22 protein-coding genes are annotated in these 24,096 nt (G+C 73.3%); 13 read left to right on the top strand and 9 right to left on the bottom strand.

Annotated features, from left to right (window positions below; genetic code table 11):
- Positions 1-152: 152 nt before the first annotated feature.
- From B073_RS47290 to B073_RS0125590, 6 genes are all read left to right on the top strand, one after another.
- Positions 153-317 (top strand): hypothetical protein, encoded by a 165-nt coding sequence (locus tag B073_RS47290; protein ID WP_018540946.1) that lies wholly within the window; start codon positions 153-155, stop codon positions 315-317.
- 118 nt (positions 318-435) lie between these two features.
- Positions 436-1,677: a hypothetical protein gene (locus B073_RS0125615; protein ID WP_018540945.1), complete on the top strand. Its 1,242-nt coding sequence runs from the start codon at positions 436-438 to the stop codon at positions 1,675-1,677.
- The gene (locus B073_RS0125610) at positions 1,674-2,210 is read left to right on the top strand and encodes a hypothetical protein (RefSeq protein WP_018540944.1); all 537 of its coding nucleotides are present in this window, start codon (positions 1,674-1,676) and stop codon (positions 2,208-2,210) included. Before B073_RS0125615 ends, B073_RS0125610 begins: the two co-directional genes overlap by 4 nt.
- Before the next feature lie 444 nt (positions 2,211-2,654).
- On the top strand, positions 2,655-3,068 hold the full coding sequence (locus tag B073_RS0125600) for a hypothetical protein (RefSeq protein ID WP_018540942.1): 414 nt from the start codon (positions 2,655-2,657) through the stop codon (positions 3,066-3,068).
- A gap of 105 nt (positions 3,069-3,173) precedes the next feature.
- Positions 3,174-3,776: a carbonic anhydrase gene (locus B073_RS0125595; RefSeq protein WP_018540941.1), complete on the top strand. Its 603-nt coding sequence runs from the start codon at positions 3,174-3,176 to the stop codon at positions 3,774-3,776.
- Between the two features lie 16 nt (positions 3,777-3,792).
- The gene (locus B073_RS0125590) at positions 3,793-5,247 is read left to right on the top strand and encodes a SulP family inorganic anion transporter (protein ID WP_018540940.1); all 1,455 of its coding nucleotides are present in this window, start codon (positions 3,793-3,795) and stop codon (positions 5,245-5,247) included.
- A gap of 98 nt (positions 5,248-5,345) precedes the next feature.
- Here B073_RS0125590 and B073_RS0125585 read toward each other — a convergent pair whose 3' ends face one another.
- The 6 genes from B073_RS0125585 to B073_RS0125560 all read right to left on the bottom strand — a co-directional run bounded on the left by B073_RS0125585 (position 5,346) and on the right by B073_RS0125560 (position 13,372).
- Positions 5,346-7,346, bottom strand: a complete 2,001-nt coding sequence (locus B073_RS0125585) for an ABC transporter permease (protein ID WP_018540939.1) — start codon at positions 7,344-7,346, stop codon at positions 5,346-5,348.
- Between the two features lie 118 nt (positions 7,347-7,464).
- A complete protein-coding gene (gene modA / locus B073_RS0125580; RefSeq protein ID WP_018540938.1) occupies positions 7,465-8,253 on the bottom strand; it encodes a molybdate ABC transporter substrate-binding protein in 789 nt (262 codons plus the stop codon).
- 180 nt (positions 8,254-8,433) lie between these two features.
- On the bottom strand, positions 8,434-8,829 hold the full coding sequence (locus B073_RS0125575) for a TOBE domain-containing protein (protein ID WP_026247721.1): 396 nt from the start codon (positions 8,827-8,829) through the stop codon (positions 8,434-8,436).
- Positions 8,830-9,020: 191 nt separating this feature from the next.
- A complete protein-coding gene (locus B073_RS0125570) occupies positions 9,021-9,536 on the bottom strand; it encodes a molybdopterin-dependent oxidoreductase (protein ID WP_018540936.1) in 516 nt (171 codons plus the stop codon).
- 198 nt (positions 9,537-9,734) lie between these two features.
- Positions 9,735-12,533: a molybdopterin-dependent oxidoreductase gene (locus tag B073_RS0125565; RefSeq protein WP_018540935.1), complete on the bottom strand. Its 2,799-nt coding sequence runs from the start codon at positions 12,531-12,533 to the stop codon at positions 9,735-9,737.
- Positions 12,530-13,372, bottom strand: coding sequence for an FAD binding domain-containing protein (locus B073_RS0125560; RefSeq protein ID WP_018540934.1), 843 nt, complete (start codon positions 13,370-13,372; stop codon positions 12,530-12,532). The genes B073_RS0125565 and B073_RS0125560 overlap by 4 nt, the downstream gene beginning before the upstream one ends.
- A 205-nt stretch (positions 13,373-13,577) precedes the next feature.
- Here B073_RS0125560 and B073_RS0125555 point away from each other — a divergent pair, with 205 nt between their 5' ends.
- On the top strand, positions 13,578-15,098 hold the full coding sequence (locus B073_RS0125555) for a helix-turn-helix domain-containing protein (protein ID WP_018540933.1): 1,521 nt from the start codon (positions 13,578-13,580) through the stop codon (positions 15,096-15,098).
- A gap of 20 nt (positions 15,099-15,118) precedes the next feature.
- Here the strand turns inward: B073_RS0125555 and B073_RS0125550 are convergent, their stop codons facing one another.
- Both B073_RS0125550 and B073_RS47285 read right to left on the bottom strand, forming a co-directional pair.
- Positions 15,119-15,526 (bottom strand): TOBE domain-containing protein, encoded by a 408-nt coding sequence (locus B073_RS0125550; RefSeq protein WP_026247720.1) that lies wholly within the window; start codon positions 15,524-15,526, stop codon positions 15,119-15,121.
- 94 nt (positions 15,527-15,620) lie between these two features.
- On the bottom strand, positions 15,621-15,788 hold the full coding sequence (locus B073_RS47285) for a hypothetical protein (protein WP_199788200.1): 168 nt from the start codon (positions 15,786-15,788) through the stop codon (positions 15,621-15,623).
- Between the two features lie 461 nt (positions 15,789-16,249).
- Between B073_RS47285 and B073_RS0125540 the strand changes: the two genes are divergently transcribed.
- Genes B073_RS0125540 through B073_RS0125520 form a run of 5 tightly spaced genes read left to right on the top strand, consistent with a single transcriptional unit; the run spans position 16,250 to position 20,091 of the window.
- The gene (locus tag B073_RS0125540; protein WP_018540930.1) at positions 16,250-16,435 is read left to right on the top strand and encodes a hypothetical protein; all 186 of its coding nucleotides are present in this window, start codon (positions 16,250-16,252) and stop codon (positions 16,433-16,435) included.
- Positions 16,436-16,485: 50 nt separating this feature from the next.
- Positions 16,486-17,148: a hypothetical protein gene (locus B073_RS0125535; RefSeq protein WP_018540929.1), complete on the top strand. Its 663-nt coding sequence runs from the start codon at positions 16,486-16,488 to the stop codon at positions 17,146-17,148.
- The gene (locus B073_RS0125530) at positions 17,145-18,113 is read left to right on the top strand and encodes a DUF6895 family protein (RefSeq protein WP_018540928.1); all 969 of its coding nucleotides are present in this window, start codon (positions 17,145-17,147) and stop codon (positions 18,111-18,113) included. Before B073_RS0125535 ends, B073_RS0125530 begins: the two co-directional genes overlap by 4 nt.
- Positions 18,110-19,054, top strand: coding sequence for a DUF6895 family protein (locus tag B073_RS0125525; protein WP_018540927.1), 945 nt, complete (start codon positions 18,110-18,112; stop codon positions 19,052-19,054). The genes B073_RS0125530 and B073_RS0125525 overlap by 4 nt, the downstream gene beginning before the upstream one ends.
- Positions 19,054-20,091 (top strand): serine hydrolase domain-containing protein, encoded by a 1,038-nt coding sequence (locus B073_RS0125520; RefSeq protein WP_018540926.1) that lies wholly within the window; start codon positions 19,054-19,056, stop codon positions 20,089-20,091. Before B073_RS0125525 ends, B073_RS0125520 begins: the two co-directional genes overlap by 1 nt.
- Positions 20,092-20,110: 19 nt before the next feature.
- Here B073_RS0125520 and B073_RS0125515 read toward each other — a convergent pair whose 3' ends face one another.
- A complete protein-coding gene (locus B073_RS0125515) occupies positions 20,111-22,141 on the bottom strand; it encodes an ATP-binding protein (protein ID WP_026247719.1) in 2,031 nt (676 codons plus the stop codon).
- Positions 22,142-22,840: 699 nt separating this feature from the next.
- Here B073_RS0125515 and B073_RS0125510 point away from each other — a divergent pair.
- Positions 22,841-24,091 carry a helix-turn-helix domain-containing protein gene (locus B073_RS0125510; protein WP_026247718.1) on the top strand — a complete coding sequence of 417 codons (1,251 nt, stop codon included), beginning with the start codon at positions 22,841-22,843 and terminating at the stop codon, positions 24,089-24,091.
- The last annotated feature ends 5 nt before the right edge of the window (positions 24,092-24,096 follow it).

Here is a 24,096-nt window from a genome sequence, read left to right as displayed (position 1 = left end):
AAGTTGGCGCACCGAGCCGGACTCCCGGCATCTCGACATTGCCTTTCATTGACATTCACTTGGCGAGCCTTTTACTTTCAATGAGTCGGCACCGGCGCAGGTCAGCACCGCACCACCGGGTGCCGCCCCCCTTCCCACACCTTGGAGGTCCCATGGAGCAGCTCATCAAGAAGATGGCCCAGGACGACGTCTGGCAGAGCTGGGTGGCCGCCAACTCCACCGGGCCGGACCCGCGGACGGCGAAGAACGGCTGCATCAGCGCCACGCCCAAGGCCGGCTGTATCAGCGCCGCCCCCAAGAGCGGCTGTATCTCCTGACGCCCGGCCGTCCTCCGGCGGACCGGCGGCGGCCACTCCCCCGCCGCCGGTCCGCCGGCGGGCGCCCGCACCCGACGCCCGCGCGGTGCCGTCCGCGCACCCCGACCCGAGGTATCCCATGGAAGGCCAGCCGACCGCCGAGGTCGTCGAGCAGATCCGCGACATCCCGCTCTACCGCGCCGCCCTGGCGAAGGGCCACTTCCCGGTGCTGGAGAAGCCGGAGATCGCCCGCGGCTTCCCCGACAACTGGATGACTCCCCGGCTGGCCGCCGCGCTGGAGTCCGGCGAGGCCGAGTTCGTGCTCTCCACCGGCACCAACCACGCCCGGATGCAGCTCATCCGGCCCCCGTACTTCCTGCTGCACTCCTACTACCGGCTGTGGAGGGAGCACCCCGACCTCGCCGCCACCTGGGCGGCCGGGTGCCGCCGCGTCTCGCTGACCACCGTTCTGGCGACGGAGCACGTCGCGCGGGTCAACGCCGCCCGACGCGGCGCCCCGCCCGACCCCGTGCCCGCACTCGACGAGCGCCGGCTCGACGACCGCACCTGTTATGTGAACCTGCGGCTCGACCCGGCACTGTGGAGCCGCGACGACGTCGTGCGCATGCTGGACGAGATACGCCTCGCCCAGGAGGCGCACCCGGAGGGCTGGTACCACCTCGACTGCTCCGGCTACCACCTGGCCCATCTGGTCCGGAAGGTCGGCGACTTGGGCCTGTGGGACGACTTCCCGCCGCCCGCCAGCATCGTCCACGCCTACGAGTACACGCCGGTGAACGTCCGGCGCTTCCTGTACCAGCACTTCGCCTGCCCGATCATCGACCTCTTCGGCAGCACCGAACTCGGCTACCTCTACTCCAGCGACCGCCGCGGCAACTACCGCCCGCACCTGGACAAGATGAGCGTCGAACTCCACCCGGTCGCCCCGGACAGCACGCTGTACCACCTCGTCGTCACCAGTGTGCGCAACCCCTACATGCCGCTGGTCCGCTACCGCTCGGGCGACTGCGTACGCACCACGGACGGCACCCCCGACCCGGAGCGGATCGCCCAGTTCTGCGGCCGCCAGAAGGAGTTGCTGGACACCCCGCACGGCCCGGTCGCCCAGGGCGACCTCGACCGGTGCGTCGGCGAGGCCACCCCGCACGTCTTCGTCCATCAGCTGCGGCTGGTGGGCAGCACCGGGGCCCGGCTGGCCTACACGACCTTCCACGGCGCGCCCCTGGGCCCGGCGGAGACCACCGCGCTGGAGCGGAGCGTCACCGAACTCATCGGCCGGCGCTGCCGGCTCGACCACCGACCGCACATCCCCATCGGCAGGTCCGGGAAGTACTCCTGGCTCGCGAGAGGAGAGGCATGACCCACCGGACCGCGCCCGCACCCGTGGCCACAGGGCGGGTGGTGACCGCCGAGGACCTCCGGGACCTCCTCGGCGCGCCGCTGCACGCCGAAGTCGTCGCCCATTTCGAGGAACGGACCGCTGCACCGGCCGAGTTCGTGGCGCGCCAGGTCACCGAGTGCCTGCGCTATCTCTACCTCGTCTCCCGGTATCCCGACCGGCTCGGCGGGCTGTTCCTCCCCGTCGAGCAGGACATCGACGAGATCTGGCACCACCTCATCCTCCAGACCCGCGAGTACCGCGCGCTGTGCGAGGAACGGCTCCCGGGCCGGTACTTCATCGAGCACCGCAGCATCGGCTACGAGGCGTACCAACGGGAGCCGGGCCGCGAGCAGGTACTGGAAGAGGCACTGCGCTGGATCCCGCTGTACTGCCAGGAGTTCGGGCCGTTCGACGAGGGCGCGCTGCCGCACTGGACCGTCGTCCGCTTCCTGCACCGGCGGATGGGGCTCTCCCTCGCGGAGATCGCGGCGTTGGAGCCGGCGACCGCATGAGTCGTGCCGCGCCGCGGCGGCCGCCGGCCGTGCTGGACAGCGTGCTGCTGCTCTTCCCGTCCCTGTTGGTATACGGGGCGGGTGCGGCGACCAACCTGACCGCGCGCTACGCGGGTGGCCGCCGGCGCGACGGTGATGGTCCTGACGCGGCCGGCGGTGGTCTGCGGGGCGCTCGCGACGGTGGTGGTGCCGGTGGCGGTGCTCGCCGCACGGGGTGCCGGCGCCCCTCGGGAATCCTGAGAAAGCATGCAACATGGCGTCATGTCTCGTTTTCATGCTGGAAACCTGGCTGCGGCACGCTGAGAGAGCGGTTCCAGGACGACGCGTTCGGCGCTCGGCGCACGCGACCGGAACCGTGCCCCGACGACCAGGCCCGTGCGCGGCCCCGCCCATGAAGAACGACCGAACGGCGCCCGGCGACACGGGACGAAGCGGAGGACGACGATGCGGAAGGACACCGGGATACCGGGGCGGCGCCCCCGGATACCGGCCCTGTGCCGTCTGCCGCTCCTCGCGCTCGCCGTCGTCCTGACACTGCTGCTCGGCGCGGTGGCCCCGGCGTACGCCGCCGGCTCCACCCGCCCGGCCACCACCGCGGCCGGCTCCACCGGCTCCCCGGCCGCCGCGAACGCCAACTCCGAGGAGGAGAAGCACTCCAAGCGCGAGACCGAGCGCGGCCGCCCCCGACGGCCGGCGCCGACCGCGGAAGGGTTCCCGGCCACCCGGCGCCCCCTGCCGCCGTCCCTCGGCGGCGCCGCCGACGACGGGACACCGGGGCGGATTCCCGCCACCCGCGGTGCGCCGGCGCCCCCCAGACCGTCCCAACTCCCCGTACTCCACTGCGTCTTCCGCTGCTGAGCGGGCCCGTGGCGGGCGACGGCCCCGCGCCGCGCCCTGCCACCCCCGTGCCGCACGTCCTCGCCATCCCCACGGTGGCATCACCCTTCAGCAGGAGACCTCCTCGTGGAGACCTTCATTCAGCACGCCCGGGGCCTGACCGCCCGTATAGCCGCGCAGCCCGAGGACCAGGAGTCCTTCGGCCGGCTGGCGGCCGGTCAGTCCCCCCTCGCCCTGTTCATCACCTGCTCCGACTCCCGGGTCGTCCCGTCCCTGATCACGGGCGCCCGCCCCGGTGAACTCTTCGAACTCCGCACGGCCGGCAACGCCGTGCCCGTCTACCAGGAAGGCATGGCGGCCGGCGCGGAGTCCGCCACCATCGAGTACGCGATGCGGGTCCTGCGGGTCGCCGACATCGTCGTCTGCGGCCACTCGCACTGCGGCGCGGTCGGCGCCCGGGCCCGCGGCGAGGACCTGACCGGGGCACCCGCCGTCCGCGACTGGCTCACCCGCCAACTCTCCGACGAACTCCCGGGCGACGACGGGCCGGCCGTCACCACGGCCGTACAGCGCCATGTGCGCCGGCAGCTGGACCGACTGGGCGGCCATCCGTGTGTACGGGAGCGGCTGGACGCCGGCGAGGTGCGGCTGCACGGCTGGTTCTACGAGGTGCACACCGGGGCGGTATCCGTATACCGGCCGGCCGCCGACGCGTTCCTCCCCCTGTGAAGGCGAGCTGTACGTGATGAAGCGTTTTCCTTTCCTCCGGGCGGACTTCACCGCCTCCCTCGTCGTCTTCCTGGTCGCCGTCCCGCTGTGCGTGGGAGTGGCGGTGGCCTCCGGCGTACCGGCCGAACTGGGCCTGCTCACCGGCATCGTCGGCGGGCTGGTCACCGGGCTGCTGCCCGGCAGCAGCCTGCAGGTCAGCGGCCCGGCCGCCGGTCTGACGGTGCTGGTCTTCGAAGCGGTCAAGGAGTACGGAATCGGGGCGCTGGGTGCCCTGGTCCTGGCCGCCGGGCTGCTCCAACTGGCCATGGGCGCGCTCAGGTTGGGGCGCTGGTTCCGGGCCATCTCCGTCGCGGTGGTGCAGGGCATGCTGGCCGGCATCGGGCTGGTCCTGCTCACGGGCCAGCTCTACGCGCTGGCGGACGCCAAGGCGCCGGGCAGCGGACTGGTCAACATCGGATCGCTGCCGCGGCTGGTGCTGGACACCGCGCGGTCCGGCACCGCGCTGACGGCGCTCGCCGTCGGTGCCGGCACCGTCGCCGTGCTGGTGCTGTGGCCCCGGTGGCGGCGTGCGGCGCGGGTGCTGCCGGCCCCGTTGGCGGCGGTCGCGCTGGCCACCGTCACGGTCGGGGTGCTGGACCTGCCGGTGGCCCGGGTCCGGGTCAGCGGACTGCTGGCGGCGATCCAGCCGCCCGGGCTGGCCGACATCGGCCGGCTGACCGAACTCGGTGTACTGGGCACGGTGTTGGCGTTCGCCCTGATCGCGTCGGCCGAGTCGCTGTTCAGCGCGGCGGCGGTGGACCGGCTGCACGACGGAGCGCGCACCGACTACGACCGGGAGCTGATGGCGCAGGGCGCCGGCAACACGCTGTGCGGGGTGCTGGGCGCGCTGCCGATGACGGCGGTGATCGTACGCAGCGCCGCCAACGTCCAGGCGGGGGCGCGGACCAAGGCGTCCCGGGTGCTGCACGGGGTGTGGCTGCTGCTGTTCGCGGCGGCGTTCCCGGCGGCGCTGGGCGTGGTGCCGATCGCGGCGCTGGCAGGTGTACTGGTGCACGCGGGCTGGAAGCTGATCCCGCTGCGGGAGCTGCGGCCGCTGTGGCGGGCGCATCGCGGTGAGGCGGTGGTGCTGTGTGTGACCGCGCTGGCCATCGTGACGGTGAACATGTTCGAGGGCGTGCTGATCGGTCTGCTGCTGGCCGTCGCCAAGACCGCCTGGGAGACCTCCCAGGCCCATCTGGAGATCCACGTGCCCACCGTTCCGGGCCCGGTGCGGGTCCGTGCGGTCGGCAACGCCACGTTCCTGCGGCTGCCCAAGCTCCTCGACCAGTTGGAGGCGCTGCCCGCGGACCGGGACGTGGAGCTCGATCTGAGCGGGCTGCGGCATGTGGACCACGCCTGCCAGGCGGCCCTGGAGAACTGGGCCGAGCAGCACCGCCGCAGCCGGAGCCGGGCGGTCGAGCCGGTCTCGTGACGCGGAGCGCCGGACCCGCCGGTACCGCCCGGCGGGTCCTGCGGGTCCGGCGGGTCCGGCAATCAACGCGGCGGCCCCGGAGGGCTCTTGACTCCCCGTCAGGCCGTCACCAGGGTGACCTCGGTGGCCTTGACGCTGGTCCAGACGGCGGCGCCGTCGGCGAGCCCGAGGTCCAGGGCCGCCGCCGGGGTGATCTCGGCGACGAGGTCGGGCGCCTCGGGCGAGGTGACAAGGACCCGCAGCCGGCTGCCCGCGGCCGTGATCTCCCGTACGGTGCCGGCCCAGACGTTGCGCGGACTGCCCGCGGGCTTCTCGATGTGCACCGCGACCGCCTCGGGGGCGATCACCGCCAGCGCCCGGGTGCCGTCGGGGAGCGGTTCGGCGGCGACGAGGTGCCCGCCCCCGGTGAGCGCCAGCCCGTCGCCGGCCGCGGTGCCCGGCCAGGCGTTGCGGCCGAGCATCCGGGCCACCCAGGGCGAGCGCGGATGGCGGGTGACGTCGGCGGGCGGGGCGTCCTGGAGCGCGCGGCCGCCGTCGAGGACGAGGACCCGGTCGGCGAGCGACACCGCCTCGACGGGGTCGTGGGTGACGATCAGGCAGACCCCGCCGAAGCCGGCGAGATGGCTGCGCAGGGTGTGCCGGACGTGGGCCCGGGTGGTCTGGTCGAGCGCCGCCAGCGGTTCGTCGAGCAGCAGCAGCCGCGGCCGGGCGGCGAGCGCGCGGGCCAGGGCGACGCGTTGGGCCTGGCCGCCGGAGAGCTGGGCGGGGCGGCGGTGGGCGAGCGCGCCGACGCCGAGCCGGTCCAGCCACTGCTGGGCGGTGCGCCGGGCCTCGGCGCGCCGGACGCCCTGGGCGCGCAGCCCGTAGGCGGTGTTGGCCAGCGCCGTCAGGTGCGGGAAGAGCGCCCCGTCCTGCGGTACCCAGGCGACGCCCCGGCGGTGCGGGGGCAGTGCGGTGGCGTCGCTCTCCCCCAGGCGCAGCACGGCGCGGGCCCGCGGGGTGAGCCCGAGCAGGGCGCGCAGCAGGGTGGTCTTGCCGGCACCATTGGGGCCGACGACGGCGATGGTGGTCCCCGGCTCGGCCCGGAGGGTGAGTTCGGTGAAGCCGGTGACCTCGGCGTCCAGCGGCCAGCGCCCGCCGGCGGACGGGTCGGGCGCGGGGATCTTCGGGTGGCCTGCGTCCGGGAGCGCGGCGCCGTCGGCCGCGCCGGCCCCGTCGCCGTCGGCCGCCGGGCCGGTGGCGCGTCCCCCGCGGGCGGCGCGGTCCGCGGGCCCGCCCGTCCACCGCCCGCGCAGGCACACCAGTACGGCCATGGCGATGACGAGCAGCAGCAGGGAGACGGAGGTGGCGGCTTCCGGGGTGTCCTGGAGCAGCAGATAGACCTGGAGCGGCAGGGTCTGGGTGGCGCCGGGGAGGTTGCCGGCGAAGGTGATCGTGGCGCCGAACTCACCGAGTGCGCGCGCCCAGGTCAGCGCGGCGCCGGCGGCCAGTCCGGGGGCGACCATGGGCAGGGTGACGGTGCAGAAGACCCGTACCGGCGAGGCGCCGAGGGAGGCGGCGGTCTCCTCGTAGCTGGGGCGGAGGGCGGCGAGGGTGCCCTCCAGGCTGATGACGAGGAAGGGCATGGCGACGAAGGTCGCCGCCACCACCGCGCCGGAGGTGTGGAACGGCAGCGTGATGCCGAAGGTGTCCTCCAGCCAAGGGCCGAGGAGTCCGCGGCGGCCGAAGCCGAGCAGCAGGGCGACACCGCCGACGGTCGGCGGGAGCACCATCGGCAGCAGCACCAGCGAGCGGACCAGCGCCTTGCCGGGGAAGTCGACCCGAGCCAGCAGCCAGGCCAGCGGGACGCCGAGCAGCACCGACAGGCCCAGCGCCCAGCACGACACCAGCAGCGACAGCCGGAGCGCCTGGAGCACTCCGGGTCTGGTCAGATGGGTGCCGAGATCGCCCCAGCTGGTGCGGGTGAGAATGCCGAGCAGCGGCATCAGCAGGAACGCGACGGCGAGCAGCGCGGGGACGGCCAGGGCGGCCGGGGTGCGGGCGCCGGGTGCGCGGCGCCGGCCGGCCGGCGCCGCGGCGGAGGTGCTGGGGCGGCTCATCGGGTGTCCTGGGATCGGGGCGGGCGGCGGGTCCGGACCTTCCGGAGGGCGGCGGGTACGGCAGCGGGGCGGGGGCTGTCCGCTCCCCCGAGCCGGACAGTCCCCACCCCGCAGGGCGTCACGGCTTCTGGAAGCCCGCCTGCTGGAGGAGCTGCTGCGCCTCGGGGGTGCTCAGCCACTTCACGAACGCGGCGGCCGCGGCGGAGTGCTGGGAGGACTTCAGGGTCGCCGCCGGGTAGGAGGCGACGGCGTTCTGGGCGTCCGGGATGTCGATGGCGTCGACCTTCTTCGGCGCGGTGGCGGCGTCCGTCTTGTAGACGATGCCGGCGTCCGCCTCGCCGAGTTCCACCTTGCTGAGGACGGCGCGGACGTTGGGCTCCTGGGAGACCGGCTTGACGGTCAGCTTCTGGGCGTCGAGGACCTTCTTGCTGTAGCGGCCGACCGGCACCTCGGGCGCGGCCAGTACCACCTTCAGCTTGCTGTTCGCGAGGTCCTTCAGCGCGCCGACCTTCTTGGGGTTGCCCTTGCCGGTGGCGATGACCAGGCGGTTCTTGGCGATGACGGTGGGGGTGCCGGTGTCGGCCCTGAGGCCGTCCATGGTCTTGGTGTCGGCGGTGACCAGGGCGTCGGCGGGGGCACCCTGCTTGACCTGGGCGGCGAGCTCCTGGGAGCCGGCGAAGGAGAAGGCGACCTTGGTGCCCGGGTGCTCCTTCTCGTAGACGGCGCCGGCCTTCTGGAAGACGTCGGTGAGCGAGGCGGCGGCGAGCACGGTGAGCTTGGTGGTGCCGCCCGATGCGCCGTTGTCCTTCTTGGCGCTGTCGCCGCCGGAGCAGGCGGCGAGCGGGACGAGGAGGGCGGCGGTGACGATCGCGGCGGCGGCGCGGCGCCCGGTGAGGAACGGGGACATGGTGCGGGACTCCTTGGTACGCGGGGCGATGCGGTCGCCCGAGCGAAGGGGGGACAAAGCCGCGCCGAGTGGGGTCTCCCCTGCTCGCGGAGGTTCGAGAGCTCGGGGAAGGGCGACGCCGCTGGGTGGGCGGCCGGTCCGGGGGACGTGGGGCGGACCGCCGGGGATGTCGCGGGGGGCTCAGGTGCGGTCGATGTGCACGCTGGTGGATTTCACCCGTGCGACGGCCTGCATGCCGACCTCCAGTCCGAGTTCCTCCACCGCTTCGCGGGTGAGGAGGGACACCAGGCGGTGCGGACCGGCCTGGATCTCGACCTGGGCGGCGACGTCGCCGAGGGTGACGGCGGTGACGATGCCCGGGAAGGCGTTGCGGACGGAGGTGTAGGTGTCGTCCTCCTCACCGCCGGCGGCCTGGCCCACCTCGATGGAGAAGGCGGCGAGGTCCCGGCCGTCGATGAGGCGACGGCCGCTCTCGTCGCGATGGGTCGCGACCCGTCCGGCGTCCGCCCAGCGGCGGGCGGTATCCGGGCTGACGCCCAGCAGACGTGCCGCCTGGCCGATTGTGTAGGACTGCATGTGCGACAAGATATGAGGTGTTGTCTCGCATTTGCAATCCTTTTGGCATTCCTCCATGGCAGATGCAAGGCCGCTTGGAGGATGGGACAACGGCGAATTCCGGCCAGCGGAAAGCCCGGTGGCGCGACCACGCACGGCACCCGGCGGGACGCGTCCCGGCCCGGCCGGCCCGACGGTCCCGATCCGCGGGGCTACCGCTCCCCCGGCGCCGGGCACGCACCCACCCAGATACCCGTGATGGCGCTGATGTACCGCGCGCCGCAGCGGTCGGACGGCACCACGAGCTGACTGCCCATGGCGTCCAGCGGCCGCCCGTCCATGGCCGTGGCCAGCAGGATGGGGGCGTTGCCGAAGTCGGCGTCGATCTCCGCCCAGGACAGCACGGTGTGGTGGCCGTCCCCGCCGGCGACGGTCAGCAGGAAGCGGGAGCGGTCCTTGCGCCGCCGGGCGTCGAAGGCGGGGCCCGCCGCGTCCAGCACGTCCCGCAGCAGCGGGCCGTCGAAGGTGTGGCGCTGCGGTCCGTTGGTGGCGCAGTCGAAGACGACCGGGGCGTGCCGCTGTGGCCAGCGCGCCCGCAGGTCGGCGACGGTCAGCGCGAGCGGGCGGTGCAGCTGCCCGCTGATCAGGAAGCGCCGGGCGGCGGGCGGGGCGCCCCCGGACGGGCCGCGGACGACGGCGGAGCGGGGCGGCGGACTGAGTCGGCTCATCGGTGTCCCCCTGGAGACGATCCATGCGGACGCTGCGTCCCAGTGATGCCCCAGCGGCGCATGACTCAATCACATATGCCACCTGGCTACGGATGTTTCCCTTGCGTAAGTGAGGCGAATGAGGGCAAGAGGGCCGCAGGTCCGAGCCCTCCGGCGCGGCCCCGGACCTGCCGCCCCCGTCGGTGCTCCCGGCCGGCCTCAGACCGAGCCCTCCCGCGAGGGGTGCGCCCGGGCCGGCCGGCCCTCCTCCCCGCCCGCCGCGCGGTGTTCCGCCAGCGCCAGCCACACCTTGTCCCGCAGGAACGGCACCTCGGTGAAGCGGACCCCGGTGGCGTCGCGCAGCGCGTTGGCGAAGGCGGGGGCGACCGGGTTGAACGGGCTCTCGCTCATCGACTTCGCGCCCAGCGGCCCGATGGCGTCCGAGGTCTGCGTGAAGTGGACCTCGGTGCGCGGGACGTCGGCGTAGGCGGGCAGCCGGTAGCGGCGGAAGGCGGGGGTGAGGACCGCGCCGCGCTCGTCGACCAGGACCTGTTCGAAGAGGGTGGCGCCGAGGGCCTGGGCGACCCCGCCCTCGACCTGGCCGCGGCACTGCATGGGGTTCATGACCTTGCCGGCGTCGGCCGCGTGGACGCTGCGCAGGATTCTGATCTCGCCGGTGCCGGGATCGACGGCGATCTTGAACCACTGGGCGTTGAAGGCCACGGAGCGCGGTGAGCCGCCCCAGTGCCCGGCGGCCGTCAGCTCCACCTCGCGTGCGCGGGCGGCCTGGTGCAGCTCCTTGAGCGACACCGTCCGGTCCGCGCACTCCACCGCGTCGGCCAGCAGCCGGCACTGGCTGCGCGGGGTGCGGGCGTATTCGGCGGCGAACGAAAGGACCTTCTCCGCCAGGCCGTTGGCCGCCCGCATCACGGCCTTGCCGGCCACGACGGTGCCGGCCGAGCCGAAGGCGCCGGTGTCGTGCCGGACGACGTCGGTGTCGGACTGCCGGACGGCGATCCGGTCGACGGTGGTGCCGAGCGCGCCGGCGGTGATCTGCTGGTGGACGGTGGTGGTGCCGTTGCCGAACTCGGCGGTGCCGACGGCGATGTCGTAGGTGCCGTCGTCCAGCAGGGTCACCGTGGCGTCGGCGTAGTGGCCGCCGGGCGGGCCGGTGGCGATCATCGCCATGGCGGTGCCGTGGCCGACCAGCCAGCCCGCGGGGACGTCCGGGTCGTCGCGGTCCTCGGCGATCGCGTCGCGGACGACCTTCAGGCACTGGTCCAGGCCGTAGCTGGCGATCTCCAGGTCCTCCTCCTCGCCGCCGGGGCTGATCATGTGCTCCCCGGGGCCGATGATGTTGCGCTCCCGGAAGACCAGCGGATCGACGCCCAGACGGCGGGCCAGTTCGTCCATGGCCGACTCCACGGCGAAGGTGACCTGGCCCAGTCCGTAGCCGCGGAACGCCCCGGCGGGAACGCAGTTGGTGTACACGGAGAAGGCGTCGACCTTCTTGTGGGGCGCGCGGTAGACGGCCATCGACTCGCCGACGCTGTGGAACATCACCGCCGGGCCGTGGTTCCCGTACGCGCCGGTGTTGGCGACCACCCTCAGCTGAAGGGCCGTCAGGGTGCCGTCCCGTTTCGCGCCGGCCTTGATGCCGATGGTGAAGGGGTGCCGGGTGGTGGCGCCGAAGAACTGCTCGGCGCGGGTGAACTCCAGCTTCACCGGCCGGTGCAGCCGCATCGCGGCCAGCACCACGATGTCCTCGGTGAGCATCTCCTGCTTGCCGCCGAATCCGCCGCCTACCCGGCCCGCGACCACCCGGACCCCGTCCTCCGGCAGGTCGTAGAGGGCGCACAGGGCGCGCCGGGTCAGGAAGGGCACCTGGGTGCTGGAGCGGACGACGATCCGCTCGCCGTCGCCGTCCTCCTTCTCCTCGAAGTAGGCGAGCGCGCCATGGGTCTCCAGGCTGGCGTGCTGCACCCGCTGGGTGCGGAAGGTCTCCTCGTAGACGGCGTCGGCCTCGGCGAAACCCTGGGCGACGCTGCCGATCTCGCCGTGCACCTCGCCGACGACGTTGTCGTCCGGGCGGGCGATCCGGGCGGTGCCGGGGTCCTTGGCGTGGAGGACGGGCGCGCCGGGGCGCATCGCCTCCTCCGGGTCGAGGACGTGCGGCAGCACCTCGTACTCCACCGCGATCCGGCGGCAGCCCTCCTCGGCGGCGCCCTCAGTGTCGGCGACCACCGCGGCCACCCGCTGGCCGACGAAGCGGACCACGTCGTCCAGGACCCGGGTGTCGTCGGGGTCCTCGGTGGGGTGCTCGTGGCGGGCGGAGGAGAACAGCCGCTCGGGGGCGTCGTGGTGGGTGAGGACGAGGCGGACGCCGGGGACGCGCAGCGCGTCGGCGGTGTCGATCGAGACGATCCGGGCGTGCGGGTGCGGGGAGCGCAGCAGCTTCATGTGCAGCAGCCCCGCGACCTCGATGTCGAAGGTGTAGCGGGCGGTGCCGGTGACCACCTGCGGGCCGGCGGGGGCGCCGAGGTTGCGGCCGACGGACTCCCCGGGCCGGGGCTCCTCGACATGGGTGACACCGCGGATCGCGTCCTCGATGGCCCGGTAGCCGGTGCAGCGGCAGAGGTTGCCCTTCAACGCCCTTGGCAGATCGGCGCGTTGACCGGCGTCCAGGGCGACGGTGGTCATCAGGAAGCCGGCGGTGCAGAAGCCGCACTGGAAGCCCTGGGCGTCGAGGAACTGCCGCTGAACGGGGTGGAGTTCGCCGTCCGGTCCGGCCAGCCCCTCGACGGTGGTGACCCGGCGTCCGGCGGCGCGGACGGCGGGGTAGAGGCAGCTGTGGACCGGCTCGCCGTCGACGTGGACGGTGCAGGCCCCGCAGTCCCCGGCGTCGCAGCCCTTCTTCACCCCGAACCAGCCGCGGTCTCGCAGGTAGGTGCGCAGGCACTGGCCGGGGCGCGGTTCGGCGTCACAGTCCCGGCCGTTGACGTGGAGGGCGTAGCTCATCGGACAGCCTCCCTGAAGGACGCCGGGCGGGTGGTGAGTTCGGCGCGGACCTCCTCGGCGAGGCGCAGCGCCATGTGGCGCCGCCAGGCGGGCAGGCCGTGGAGGTCGTCGAACCACTCGGCGTCGGTGACGGCGTCGTCGAGGGTGCCGCGCAGTGCGGCGGCGCCGGGCGGGGCGGGGAACCAGAGGCGGAAGGGGCGGACGGTGGCGGCGGTGACGGTGACCGCCAGCGAGCCGTCCAGGGGGTCGAGGGCGCCGATGACCAGGGCGCCGGAGCGGCCGAGTCCGTAGAGGGAGACCTGCCGGAAGGCGGTGCGGCAGGTCAGCGCGCGGGCGGGCAGGGTGACCGAGCGGAGCAGCTCGCCCTCGCCGAGGTCCTTGCGGCCGGCGCCGGTGACGAAGTCGGCGGCCTTGACCCGGCGCCGGGAGCCGTCCTGCGCCTGGAGCAGGCAGCTGCCGTCGAGGGCGGCGGTGAGCGAGATCATCGGGCCGGCCGGCAGCCCGTTGCAGAGGTTGCCGCCGACGGTCGCCATGTTCCAGATCTTGAACGAGGCCAGGAAGGCGCGGCAGCACTGCTCGAAGAGGGGCGCGGCCGGGGCCGCGAAGGCGGCGGCGAAGCGGGAGAGTTGGGCGATGGTGCAGGTGGCGGCGATCTCCAGGGAGCCGTCCGGGAGCCGGGTGACCGGCTCCCAGCCCATCCGGCTCAGGTCCACCAGGCGGCGGAGGCGCGGCTGCGGCTCGGAGAAGAGGTAGGTGCCGCCGCCCAGCCAGGCGTCGCCGGTACGCCAGGGGGCGTGCTGCCGGGCGTCGCGCACCTCCAGCACGGTGTTCAGGTCCATGCCGCCGAGTGAAGCAACCCGGCGGCCCGGTGCACGACTGGTCCGCAGCACGGAAAACGCACCAACGCCCCGGCCCGGAACTGGATGATCAACCAAGAGGGATATCGATGTGAACGGCTGGCATTTACGATGCCAGGACCCGCATTCGCCTGGTGAATGTGAGATGCCGGGACAGGCGCCCGGCAGCCGTCCAAGGAGCCACCGCATGCACGTCCACGATCTTCTCCAGCTCACCGCGCTCGACCTGACCGTCCTGTGGGGCGAGGATTCGCTGCTCGCCCGGGAGGTCAGCGGCGTCACCGCCACCGACCTGGAGGACCCCGCCCGCTTCCTCCAACCAGGAGAGCTGGTGCTGAGCGGACTGGTGTGGTGGGCACCCGGGGACGACCGGGAGAAGGTGGACCGCTTCGTGGCGGCGCTGGCGGACGCGGGGGCGGCGGCGCTGCTGGCCGGGGAGGAGACCCACGGGACGGTGCCGGAGGTCCTGGTCGAGTCCTGCCGCGCGCACCGGGTCGCCCTGCTCGCGGTGCCCGCGCACACCACCTTCCGGGCCATCACCGAGGCGGTGTACCTGCGCCGCTGGGGAGACCTCAGCCGTCGGCCCGCCGGGCACTACGCGCTGCCGGAGAACGTCCGCACCGAACTCGCCGGGCTGCTGGCCGAGGGCGCCGCGCCGGACGCCCTGCTGGACCGGGCGTTCGCGCACCTGGGCGGCCCGGCGTGCCATCTGCTGACCGCCACCGGCCGGGTGGTCGCCCGCACCCCCGCCGCACCGGAACTGACGCATCGTCAGGCTCGCCGGGACGTGGCCGCCGGTGCCGGCACCACACTGCGGATCGAGGGCGAACAGGGGCCGTACGACGCGTGGTTCCTGCATCTGCGCGGCGCGGACGACGCACCGCCGCGGGTACTGCACGAGATCGCCGAGGTCCTCGCCCAGTACCGGCACCACGACAGCGCGCGGGAGACGGCCGCGCGGCGGGCGGCGGACGCCCTGCTGGCGCTGGCCGCCGCGGACACCGCCGAGCGGTCGGCACTCGACGCGGCACTGCACGCCTGCGGGTTGCCCGCGGACGGCCCGTTCCGCGTGGTGGTCGCCGCGCTGGGCGACGCGGAGCCCGACCAGGCGGTCCGGGCACTGGCCGAGGCGCTGCGGCACTCCCCCGACGAGCCGTTCGCGGCCGGGCTGTTGCCCGGCGGCCAGCCCGCCGCAGTGATCGCCGCCGGTTCCGGGAAGGCGACCCCGTCGCCCCTCGACGCGATATGGCCGGCGCTGCACGAGTGCCGTCCGCAGGCGCCGCTGCACGCCGGGGTGAGCGGCCCGGCGGCCACCGCCGGGGACCTCGACTCGGCGCTGCGCCAGGCCCGTTACGCCCTGGCCGCGGCCCGGTCGGCCGCCCCGGACGGCGCCGCGGTGACCTCCGTCGACGAGCTGACCACGCTGGGCGCGCTGCTCTCCGGGGTGCCCGCCGAGGTGCGGACGGCGTTCAGCAGCCGGGTGCTCGGGCCGCTGGCGCGCGGCGGCAGCGCCTCGCACCGGATGCTGATGGAGACGCTGGAGGTGTTCCTCGCCCAGCACGGGTCCTGGGCGCGGACGGCGGAGATCCTGCATCTGCACGTCAACACCGTGCACTACCGCATCCAGCGGATCGAGACGCTCACCGGCCGCGACCTGTCCCGGCTCGACCACAAACTGGATCTGCACGCGGCGCTGCTGTGCCGCTGACGACTGCGGCGCGGGGCGGGTCAGCCGCGTCCGGCCGGCCGGTCCACGTGCACATGGGTGGACTTGACCCGGGCGGTGGCCTCGACGCCGACCTCGATCCCCAGGTCCTCGACGGCCTCCCGGCTGACCACCGACACCACCCGGTGCGGCCCCGACTGGATCTCGACCTGGGCGATCACATCGTCGAGGGTGACCGCGGTTACGATCCCGGCGAAGGCGTTCCGGACCGAGGTGCGGATCTCGCCGGGCACCGGGTGCTGCCCCAGAGCCCGTTCCTTGGCGAACGCGGCCAGGCTCACCCCGTCGATCACGCGGTTGCCCGCGCCGTCCCGGTCCATCCGCAACTGCCCGCCGTCTGCCCAGCGGCGGACTGTCTCGGAACTGACGCCCAGCAGCCGCGCTGCCTGGCCAATGCTGTACGAGGGCACGTCGGCACTCTACGGGCGCGGCGAGCCGCGGTACAGGAAGTCCCGGCGAAATCGATCTTGCCGGGCGGCCCGTCGGTCCGCCCCGGGCCCGGCGTCACCCCCGGCCGTTGCCCGGGCGGCGGACGGGGGCGCCGCCCCGCCCGTCCGAGCCGGGGGCCGGGCGCTGCCGGCCGGGGGTGAGCCGGCCCAGCCCCAGGGCGAGCCCGCGCCGGTCGGCCGGGAAGGCGTCGGTGAGGATCGCGCTGGAGTTGGCCCTCAGCATCGCGCCGCCCACGCCCTGACGGCGGTGACCACGGGACAGCTCATGATCAACCAGAGCAGCAGTCCGGTGTTGCCTCCTCCGATCCAGGCCGGTCCCGGGTGCCTGGCCAGGCTTCCCGCGCACGCCTGGGGCGGCTCGACCGCGTCGTGCGAAGCCGAGGGGCGGCGCTGGGCGCAGAGTTGGTGATCCACCGCCGGAAACCCACCGATCAGAGCAGTGCGGAACGGGGGCGTTCGGGCCTGCGCGGGCAGCGCACGGCGGCAGCAATGGGCCGACGCTCGCGCTTCCATGACCGCCAACGCCCTTGGCACGCACGGGAGTTGTGGGGACCTTGATCATCGGCCGTCATAGCGACACGCCGCAGTAACTTGCAACCCAGTCACACACGGTCATCATCCGGATTGCGACCGTATATGCCAAATGTCAGCCTGGTGTCCCCGCTCATCGAAGGAGTTGATCACATGGTTACGGATCCCACAGCGCCGGTCGAGACCGCTGCCCTGGCCTCCGAGGTCGAGGGGCTCCTCAGCCCCGCCGAGCCCGACGGCATCTACCGCGACAGCCGCGAATGCGGCGGCGCGGTGATTCTGCTCGGTGCACTGCTGTTCTCGCCGCCCACTCCGCGCCCCAAGTCCGGCGCCCGCTGAGAGGAACCGTGTTGGCTGAACAGACGCAGGGAGCTGTCTCGCTCAGCGCTGTGATCGCCGATGCCGCAACCGGGGTCGCCCTCGCCCTCCAGGGCGGGGGCGACCCCTATGCGCTCTCCCGGATCCTGCGCCAGGGCGATCCGCTCGCCCCGGCCGCGGTCCGGGTCCTGGGCGCCGACGCACTCGCCCCGTACGCACTGGAGCACCGTGCGGTGCCGGTGGGCGCGGACGACGAGGCGGTGGTACGGCAGACGCTGGCGAACTTCCCGCCGGGCGCGGACGCTTCCGAAGTATCGGCATGGAGCTACCGCGGGCTGGTCGAGGCCACGCACGCCTACCTCCCCTCCGGGACCCCGCCCTGGCCACGACCCCCCGAGGCCGGCACGGAGTGGCTCGACACCGCCCCCTGGCCACGGCTCGCGCACCGGATCTCGCAGCTCGCGGCGCTGGCCCTGCCCGGCCTGGCAGCCGACGTGGCGGATCAACTGGCCGCGCGGACCGATGACTTGGCCCGCGGCTTCGTCCGGGCGGTGCGCCGCCGCGACTGGCTCCAGGCCGCCGGGGTGGGCCGCTGGCTGGCCCGGCTCCCCGACGTACCGCCCACCCTGGGGCTGGACGCCGGGCTGGCGTTCGTACGGCAGATGGGCGGCGGCGACCCCCGCGTGGCCCTGCACGTGGTGGCCGCCCAGCGGTTCTTCGGGCGGGGCTGGTGACCGCCGGGCGGGGCGACCCGGAGCTGCTGGACCGGGTGGCCGGCAGCAGCCTGGGCTGGCTGACGGAGCAGCGGGATCTCTTCCGCCTGCCGCCGGACGTCACCACCGACGCCGACCCCAACCGCACCCTCAAACCCCTGGGCGAACTGGCCGAGTTGAGCGGGCAGATCGCCACCAGGCACCCGCGCGCCGACCTGCGGGCGGCGGCGGCGGAGCTGTTCGCCTTCGCCTGGCAGGAGACCCGCGAGGGCGAACTCTTCGCCGAGCTGATCCGCGGCGAGCCGTACGCCACCTACCCGGTGGAGATCTACGGGGCCTTCGCCCAGGCCGGGCTGCGGCACCCGGCCGTGGAGGAGCTGGTGCCGACCACCACCGGCCTTCGCGGCTGGCGGGTGGCCCGCGAGGACCACACCCGCACCCTGGCGGTGCTCAACGCCGAACGCCGCATCGGACTGGCCCAACACGACGACTTCGACGAGAAGTTCGCCCAGACCGGTCTGGGGATGCTGGCGGAACCCTGGGCACTGGACGTCCGGGCGGCGTACGGCGTGACGCACGACGTCCTCCACCTCACCGACTGGGGCCGCGACCGCCGGCGGCTGACCCCCGAGACCGCCGGATACCTGCGGCTCTGGCTCCCCTCCTGGCTGGAGAACTGGCTGGACGAGCAACTCTGGGACCTGGTCGGCGAGTTGCTCGCCGTCGCGGCCATCCTCCCCGCGGCCCCCTACCACGCGGCGGCCTGGCGACGACTGGCCGCCGCACAGGGCGCCGACGGCGGTCTGCCCGAAACCGGTACCGTGCCCCGGCCCACCGACCCCACCGAGGACTTCTGGGCCTGCTACCACTCCACCCTGGTGTCCGCGTTCGCCGCCACCCTCGCCCGTACCGCCTCGGACGAGGCCGGGGCCGACCCGGTGGCGGTGGCCGGCCCGGCCCCCTGCGAAAGCGAGGCTGCGCTGTGACCGTGACGGCTGCGTCCCAGGCCCCGCCGGCCTCCCCGGCAGTGCTGCACCAGATCGGCGACCGGGCCCTGAGCTGGCTCGACGCGCACCGCGAGCACTTCCGGCTGACCCCCGAGGACCGCACCACCGGCCGCGCGAGGATCGAACGCCTCAAGCCCGTCGGCGAGTTGGCGATCAACATGCAGGTGCTGTTCCGGGAGGGCGTGGCCGGCTCCCGGCAGCGCACCCGGGCCCGCTCCCTGCTCGACTTCGCCTGGCGGGAACTGCTCGACGGCGGCAACCTCCTGGCCGAGCACCAGCACGACGAGCCACACTCCCCGGTGCCCCTGGAGATCTACGCGCCGTTCCACGAACTGGGCCACCGCCACCCCGGCCTGGAGGCGGCACTGGCCGTCGCCCGGCAGACCACCACCTGGAAGGCCCTGGAGATGGCGCCCTACCGGCGGCTCGGCGTGCTCAACGCCGAACGCAGGCTCGGGCTGGCGCCCAGCGCCGACTTCGACCAGGCCCTGGCCCGCACCTGGCTGGGCCGGATGCCCGAGCCCTGGACGGTCCAGCTGCACATCGCGTACGAGATCACCCACACCGTCTTCCACATCACCAACTGGGGCGAGGCCCCGGACCGGATGCCGCCGGACCTCGCCGACTACCTCACCCGCTATCTGCCGGCCTGGCTGGACGACTGGGCCGACCTCGAACACTGGGACCTGATCGGCGAGTTCCTGGTCGTGGACGCCTGCCTACCGCGGCCCGCCCTGGACGCCCAGATGTGGGAGCGGTTCGCCGCCGCCCAGGACGCGTCCGGCGCGATGCCCGTCCAGCGCGGGATGCCCGAGGGCGATCCGGACGTGGTCTTCGACCTCGTCCACCACCCCACGCTGGTCGCCGCGTTCGCCTCGGCGATGGCCACCTCCCGCGCACTGACCGCGGACGCCGGCTGATGCGGACCGCACCCGGCGGGCCGGCGCTCGCGGACCGACTGGCGGAGGCGGTGAACCAGATCGACGCGCCGGACGTCGTCCTCGCCGTCACTCGCCAGGGCCACCGCACGGTGGCCGCCGGCGGCACCGCGCTGGCACCGCCCACCCCGCGCCCCGCCCTGCGCTACGAACTCGGCTCCCTGTCCAAGACGTTCACCATGCTGCTGCTGGCGGACCTCGTCGTCGACAAGACGCTGTCCCTGGACGACCCGCTCACCGCCCGGCTCCCGCGGCTGCCGCTGCGCCACCCCCGCTCGGGCCGGATCACCCTGCGCCACCTGGCCACCCACACCTCCGGCCTGCCCCGCGTCCCCACCGACCTGCTGTTCGGCGCCGTGGTCCGCCCGTACGAGAACAGCTACGCCGGCTACGACACCGAACGGCTGCTGGCCACCTTCGCCCGGACCCGGCCCCGCCACCGGCCCGGCACCCGCTGGCACTACTCCAACTTCGGGCCGGCGCTGCTCGGCACGGCGATCAGCCACACCACCGGCACGGACTACGCCGACCTCCTCACCGCCCGGGTACTGAAGCCGCTCGGCCTGACCGGCACCACCCTGGCGCCCGGCGCGACCGGCACCGACGCCATCGGCCACCGCACCAACGGCATCACCCCGGTCCGCAGCACCGACATGGGCGCCTTCGCCCCCTCCGGGGCGGTCCGCGCCACCCCCGACGACCTGCTCACCTACCTGGAGGCACACCTCTTCCCGGAGGACGGTCCGCTGGCCGAGGCGCTGCGCCTGGTGCGGGTCCCGCTGCTGCGGCGCGGCTGGCGGCACCACAACACCCACACCCTGACGTGGTACCAGCACCCCGCGGCGCGCGGACCGCTGCTCTTCCACGTCGGGGCGACCTTCGGCCAGCAGGCGTTCGCCGGCTACCACCCGGCGTCCGGGACCGGGCTGGTCGCGCTGGCCACCCGCCGCGGCCGGACCTGCCGGCTGGCCACCACCGCCTACGAGCTGCTGTACACGCTGGCCGGCGAGGACGGCTGAGCGCGGGCCGGACCGGCCGTCACAACTCCCCGGCGAGAATGCGGGCGAGCAGCTCCTCCGGGTCCTGCTCGGCGGCCCGGTCGAACTCCGCGGTGTACGCCTCGTCGCCGAGCACCGCGCGGGCCCGCTGCTCACACTCCTCGCGCACCGCGCGGAGTTCGGGGGTGCCGCGCTGCGGGTGGCCGACGGTGCGCCAGACGGCCTGGCCGCCGCCGTACACCTGGGCCGCGGCCGCGGCGTTGCCCTGGGCGGCGACCGCGGCGGCCAGCAGGTCCAGGCCGAGCGCGATCCCGAAGTTGTCGCCGATCAACTGCTTGGCGGCGAGCATGGCGCGGGCGTGGTCCGCGGCCTCGTCGGGCCGGCCCTGGAAGAGGGAGATCAGGCCGAGCTGGTAGTCGGTGTAGGAGCGGGACCAGTACTCGCCGCGCTGGACGCAGCCGTGCCGCAGCGCGGTGGCCTCGTGCCGCGCCTCGTCGAGCCGGCCGAGGGCGGTGAGTGCGAAGAGCCGTACGAGGTGGCAGCGCAGCCGGCTCGCGGAGCCGAACGGGTCGTGCGGGGGCGGGCCGAGCACCTGGCCGGCGACCGTGTGGGCGGTCAGCGGGCGGCCGGCCATCAGGTGGGTGAGGCCGATGAGGTAGCCCGCGGCGAGCAGCGCGTCCTGGTCGCCGTCCTCCCGGGCCGCCCGGGCGCACTGCCGGCCCAGGTACTCGGCGGTCTCCAGATCTCCCTGGAGGAGCACCGCGACACCCAGCGCCCACAGGGCCCGGGTCTGGGCCGGACCGGGAGAGTCCTGGGCGGCCAGCGCGCGCTCCAGGTAGTCGCGGGCCTCGTGCAGATGGCCGCAGCAGCTCCAGAAGAAGCCGATGGCCGCGGACAGCTCCTGGGCACGGCCCGGGGCACGGCCCAGCAGATGGTCCAGCGCGGTGCACAGGTCGACGTACGCCTCAGCGATCCGGCCGTACCAGGTGACCTGGTCGGGGCCGAGCCAGCCGTGTTCGGCGCGGCGGCCGAGGCCGACGAAGTGCTCGGCGTGCCGGTCGGCGACGGTGTCCGCCTCGTCGAGTTCGGCCAGCCACATCCGGCCGTACTCGCGCAGCGTGTCCAGCATCCGGAAGCGGCTCCCCTCCCGGCTGAGCACGGACTTGGCGGCCAGGCCGGCCAGCGCGGTGCGCACCCCGTCGGCGGAGAGCGGGCCGTCGGCGCAGACCGCGGCCGCGGAGTCGGCGTCGAAGGTGCCGCGGAAGACCGAGAGCCGGGCCCACAGCAGCCGCTCCAACGGGGCGCACAGCTCATGGCTCCAGCCGATGGCGTTGCGCAGAGTGCGGTGGCGCGGCGTCCAGGGCAGGCCGGTGCCGTCCAGGGCATCGAGGCGGGAGCTGAGCCGCTCGGCGACCTGGGCGAGCGGGCGGTGCGCCAGCTGGGCACCGGCCAGCTCCAGGGCCAGCGGGATGCCTTCGAGGCGTCGGCAGATCAGGTCCGCGGCCCGGGCGTTGGCCGGGTCGGTGAGCCGGAGGTCGGGGGCCGCGGTACCGGCCCGCTGGGTGAAGAGGGTCAGCGCGTCGTTGTCGCCGGTGCAGGGCAGCGGGCCGACCTCGGTGATCCGCTCCCCGGCGACACCCAGCGGCTGGCGGCTGGTGACCAGGACGGTGAGGCCCGGGGCGGCGGTCAGCAGGTCGCCGACCAGGTCGCGGCAGGCCGCGACGAGGTGTTCGCAGGAGTCCAGGACCAGCAGCAGGTCCTTGTCGGCGAGCCATGCGCAGAGCGCGTCCACCGGCGTCCGCGCCGAGTGGTCCGCCAGCCGCACGGCGTCGCAGACGGTGGCGACCAGGAGCTGGTCGCCTTGTAAGGGCCACAACGGGGCCCAGCGCACGCCGTCGGGGAACCGCGCGGCGGCGGCCTGGGCGGCCCGCACCGCGATCCGGGTCTTTCCCACGCCACCGGGCCCGGTCAGGGTCGTCAGCCGGTGCCGCATCAACTCGCCACTCAGTCGCCGCAGTTCGGCCCTCCGGCCGACGAAGCTCGTCGACTCCTCCGGAATGTTGCTCGCCACCGGGCCAGTGTGCCGTATCGCCCGTACCGGGCGGGGAACCCCGACGACCTGCGAGGACGCGGGGAGCGGAGCGGCGGGAACTGGGGTCACCCTCGTGAGTGACGGTTCGCTGCGCTTGGCTTTGCTTCCCACGTTGTCGGCTGCCCCGCCGTAGGGGTTCGCCTTGTTGCGCCTGGCGGCGCTTGCGTTTGCGCCTGACGGCGCGTTTTTCCGACCCGCTTCGCGGGAGTTGCTGGTCCGCTGCGCGGGGCTGTTGGGTGCGGTGCCGGGTCGGAGGGGCAGGGGGTGTGTCCGGACTGCTTCGCTTTACGTCCGGACACACCCCCTGCCCCTCCGACCCGTCCCCTCCCGTGGGTTGGGTGGAAGCCAGGTGCGTTGGAGCGCGCGTCCGGTGGGCCCCTGCGGGTTCTGGGCTGATGGCTACGTCTTTTTAATGAGCGACCGGTCGGAGACCATTGAGGTCACCCCCAGCAACCGTCTTCATGACACCCGACGGGAGAGGGAGTAGAGAGAGTTCCCTGATTCTGTCCGATCGTTGCACCTGTCAACCACTCTGACGCTCCGGGGCATGAGGGTGGCCCTTGAGTGTGCGGCACCGTTCGCCTTTGTCGTGAGGGAAGTGGCACCCGCAAGGAATCAACAGGGACGGCCCTACCCCGTACCCTGGCAGTGACGAGCTGTACAGAGAGGGGCAAGGCCGTGTCTCCAGATACTACCTCGGACCCGTTCGCTGAGCCGGTTGCCTTCGGACAGCGGATGCAGATCCTTCGGACCCGTCGCGGCATGAGCCGTGGTGTCATGGCTGGTCTACTGGGGAAGTCAGCGAGTTGGGTCAAGCAAGTTGAGGGTGGGCGCCTTCAAATGCCCAAGCTCCCCATGGTTTTGCGCATTGCCGAAGCTCTGAGGGTCGGTGACCTATCGGAACTCACTGGTGATCAGTCAATGGCAATTGAGTTGTTTACCGGCCCCGGACACGCTCGACTCCCTTTGGTGCGCTCAGCCATCAACGCGTTTCCGTTGACGACACAGGGAGAGGCCCCAACTCAAGCGCACCTGCGGCAACGCCTTGAATGTGCTTGGAGTGCCCGGCACTCGGCACCCAATCACCGTGACGCTATCGGGGCCCTATTGCCCGATCTCATTCAGGATGCGCAACTTGCCGTGCTCCAAGCCGACTCGTCGAGCGAGCGACGCACAGCTCAAGCTGTCTTGTCGGAGGTGTACAGCCTGAGCCAGTTCTTCATCGCGTACCAGCCCGACGCCTCGCTATTGTGGCGTGTCGTGGAGCGCGGGATGGTCTCCGCACAAGAATCCGCAGATCCTCACGCAATCGGCGTCGCGGCTTGGCTCGCGACACAAGCCCATCGTGACAGCGGTCCCGCTCACTTCGACGCGGCGGACGCGGTGAATCTGGAGACGCTCCGGTATCTGGAACCGCTCTTGCCCGACGCCAGTGACGATGTACTCGCCATCACCGGAGCCCTCCAATTCGAAGCTGGATACACGGCCGCCCGTCGTGGTGAAACGGGAACCGCCTGGCGATACTGGGACACAGCCCGTGCTATGGCTGCACGACTGCCCGCCGACTACTACCACCCCGTAACGTCATTCTCGCGAACCGTTATAGGGGCACACGCGGTCACTGTCGCAGTTGAGCTACATGCGGGAGCCGAGAGCGTTCGCCAAGCGGCCGTTGCGGACGCCACCGCAATCCCTTCGCGCCCCCGCCGTGCCAGGCATCGCATTGAGGAAGCGCGCGGATACCAGCTCGATGGGCAGACCGAAGCTGCGCTAGCCACTCTCGACAAGGCTTACGAAGCTGCGCCGGAAACCATCCGTTACAACGGCTATGCCAGGCGCATCGTGTTGGAAGAGAGCGAGTCCAAGAACCCGGCTCAGCGGCGCCGAGCAAGCGAACTCGCCGTCAAGATCGGCATGTTGACGGTCTGAGGGAG

Origin of the sequence: Streptomyces sp. MspMP-M5, assembly GCF_000373585.1 — a bacterium.
Lineage (GTDB): Bacteria > Actinomycetota > Actinomycetes > Streptomycetales > Streptomycetaceae > Streptomyces.
Note: the sequence above shows the minus strand (reverse complement) of the source record. Positions and strands in the feature narration are given on the sequence as shown.

Bases quoted from the DNA above. Each gene is read 5' to 3' on its own strand.
- B073_RS47290 (WP_018540946.1), top strand. From the start codon at position 153: ATGGAGCAGCTCATCAAGAAGATGGCCCAGGACGACGTCTGGCAGAGC.
- B073_RS0125615 (WP_018540945.1), top strand. From the start codon at position 436: ATGGAAGGCCAGCCGACCGCCGAGGTCGTCGAGCAGATCCGCGACATC.
- B073_RS0125610 (WP_018540944.1), top strand. From the start codon at position 1,674: ATGACCCACCGGACCGCGCCCGCACCCGTGGCCACAGGGCGGGTGGTG.
- B073_RS0125600 (WP_018540942.1), top strand. From the start codon at position 2,655: ATGCGGAAGGACACCGGGATACCGGGGCGGCGCCCCCGGATACCGGCC.
- B073_RS0125590 (WP_018540940.1), top strand. From the start codon at position 3,793: ATGAAGCGTTTTCCTTTCCTCCGGGCGGACTTCACCGCCTCCCTCGTC.
- B073_RS0125585 (WP_018540939.1), bottom strand. From the start codon at position 7,346: ATGAGCCGCCCCAGCACCTCCGCCGCGGCGCCGGCCGGCCGGCGCCGC.
- modA (WP_018540938.1), bottom strand. From the start codon at position 8,253: ATGTCCCCGTTCCTCACCGGGCGCCGCGCCGCCGCCGCGATCGTCACC.
- B073_RS0125575 (WP_026247721.1), bottom strand. From the start codon at position 8,829: ATGCAGTCCTACACAATCGGCCAGGCGGCACGTCTGCTGGGCGTCAGC.
- B073_RS0125570 (WP_018540936.1), bottom strand. From the start codon at position 9,536: ATGAGCCGACTCAGTCCGCCGCCCCGCTCCGCCGTCGTCCGCGGCCCG.
- B073_RS0125565 (WP_018540935.1), bottom strand. From the start codon at position 12,533: ATGAGCTACGCCCTCCACGTCAACGGCCGGGACTGTGACGCCGAACCG.
- B073_RS0125560 (WP_018540934.1), bottom strand. From the start codon at position 13,372: ATGGACCTGAACACCGTGCTGGAGGTGCGCGACGCCCGGCAGCACGCC.
- B073_RS0125555 (WP_018540933.1), top strand. From the start codon at position 13,578: ATGCACGTCCACGATCTTCTCCAGCTCACCGCGCTCGACCTGACCGTC.
- B073_RS47285 (WP_199788200.1), bottom strand. From the start codon at position 15,788: ATGCTGAGGGCCAACTCCAGCGCGATCCTCACCGACGCCTTCCCGGCC.
- B073_RS0125540 (WP_018540930.1), top strand. From the start codon at position 16,250: ATGGTTACGGATCCCACAGCGCCGGTCGAGACCGCTGCCCTGGCCTCC.
- B073_RS0125520 (WP_018540926.1), top strand. From the start codon at position 19,054: ATGCGGACCGCACCCGGCGGGCCGGCGCTCGCGGACCGACTGGCGGAG.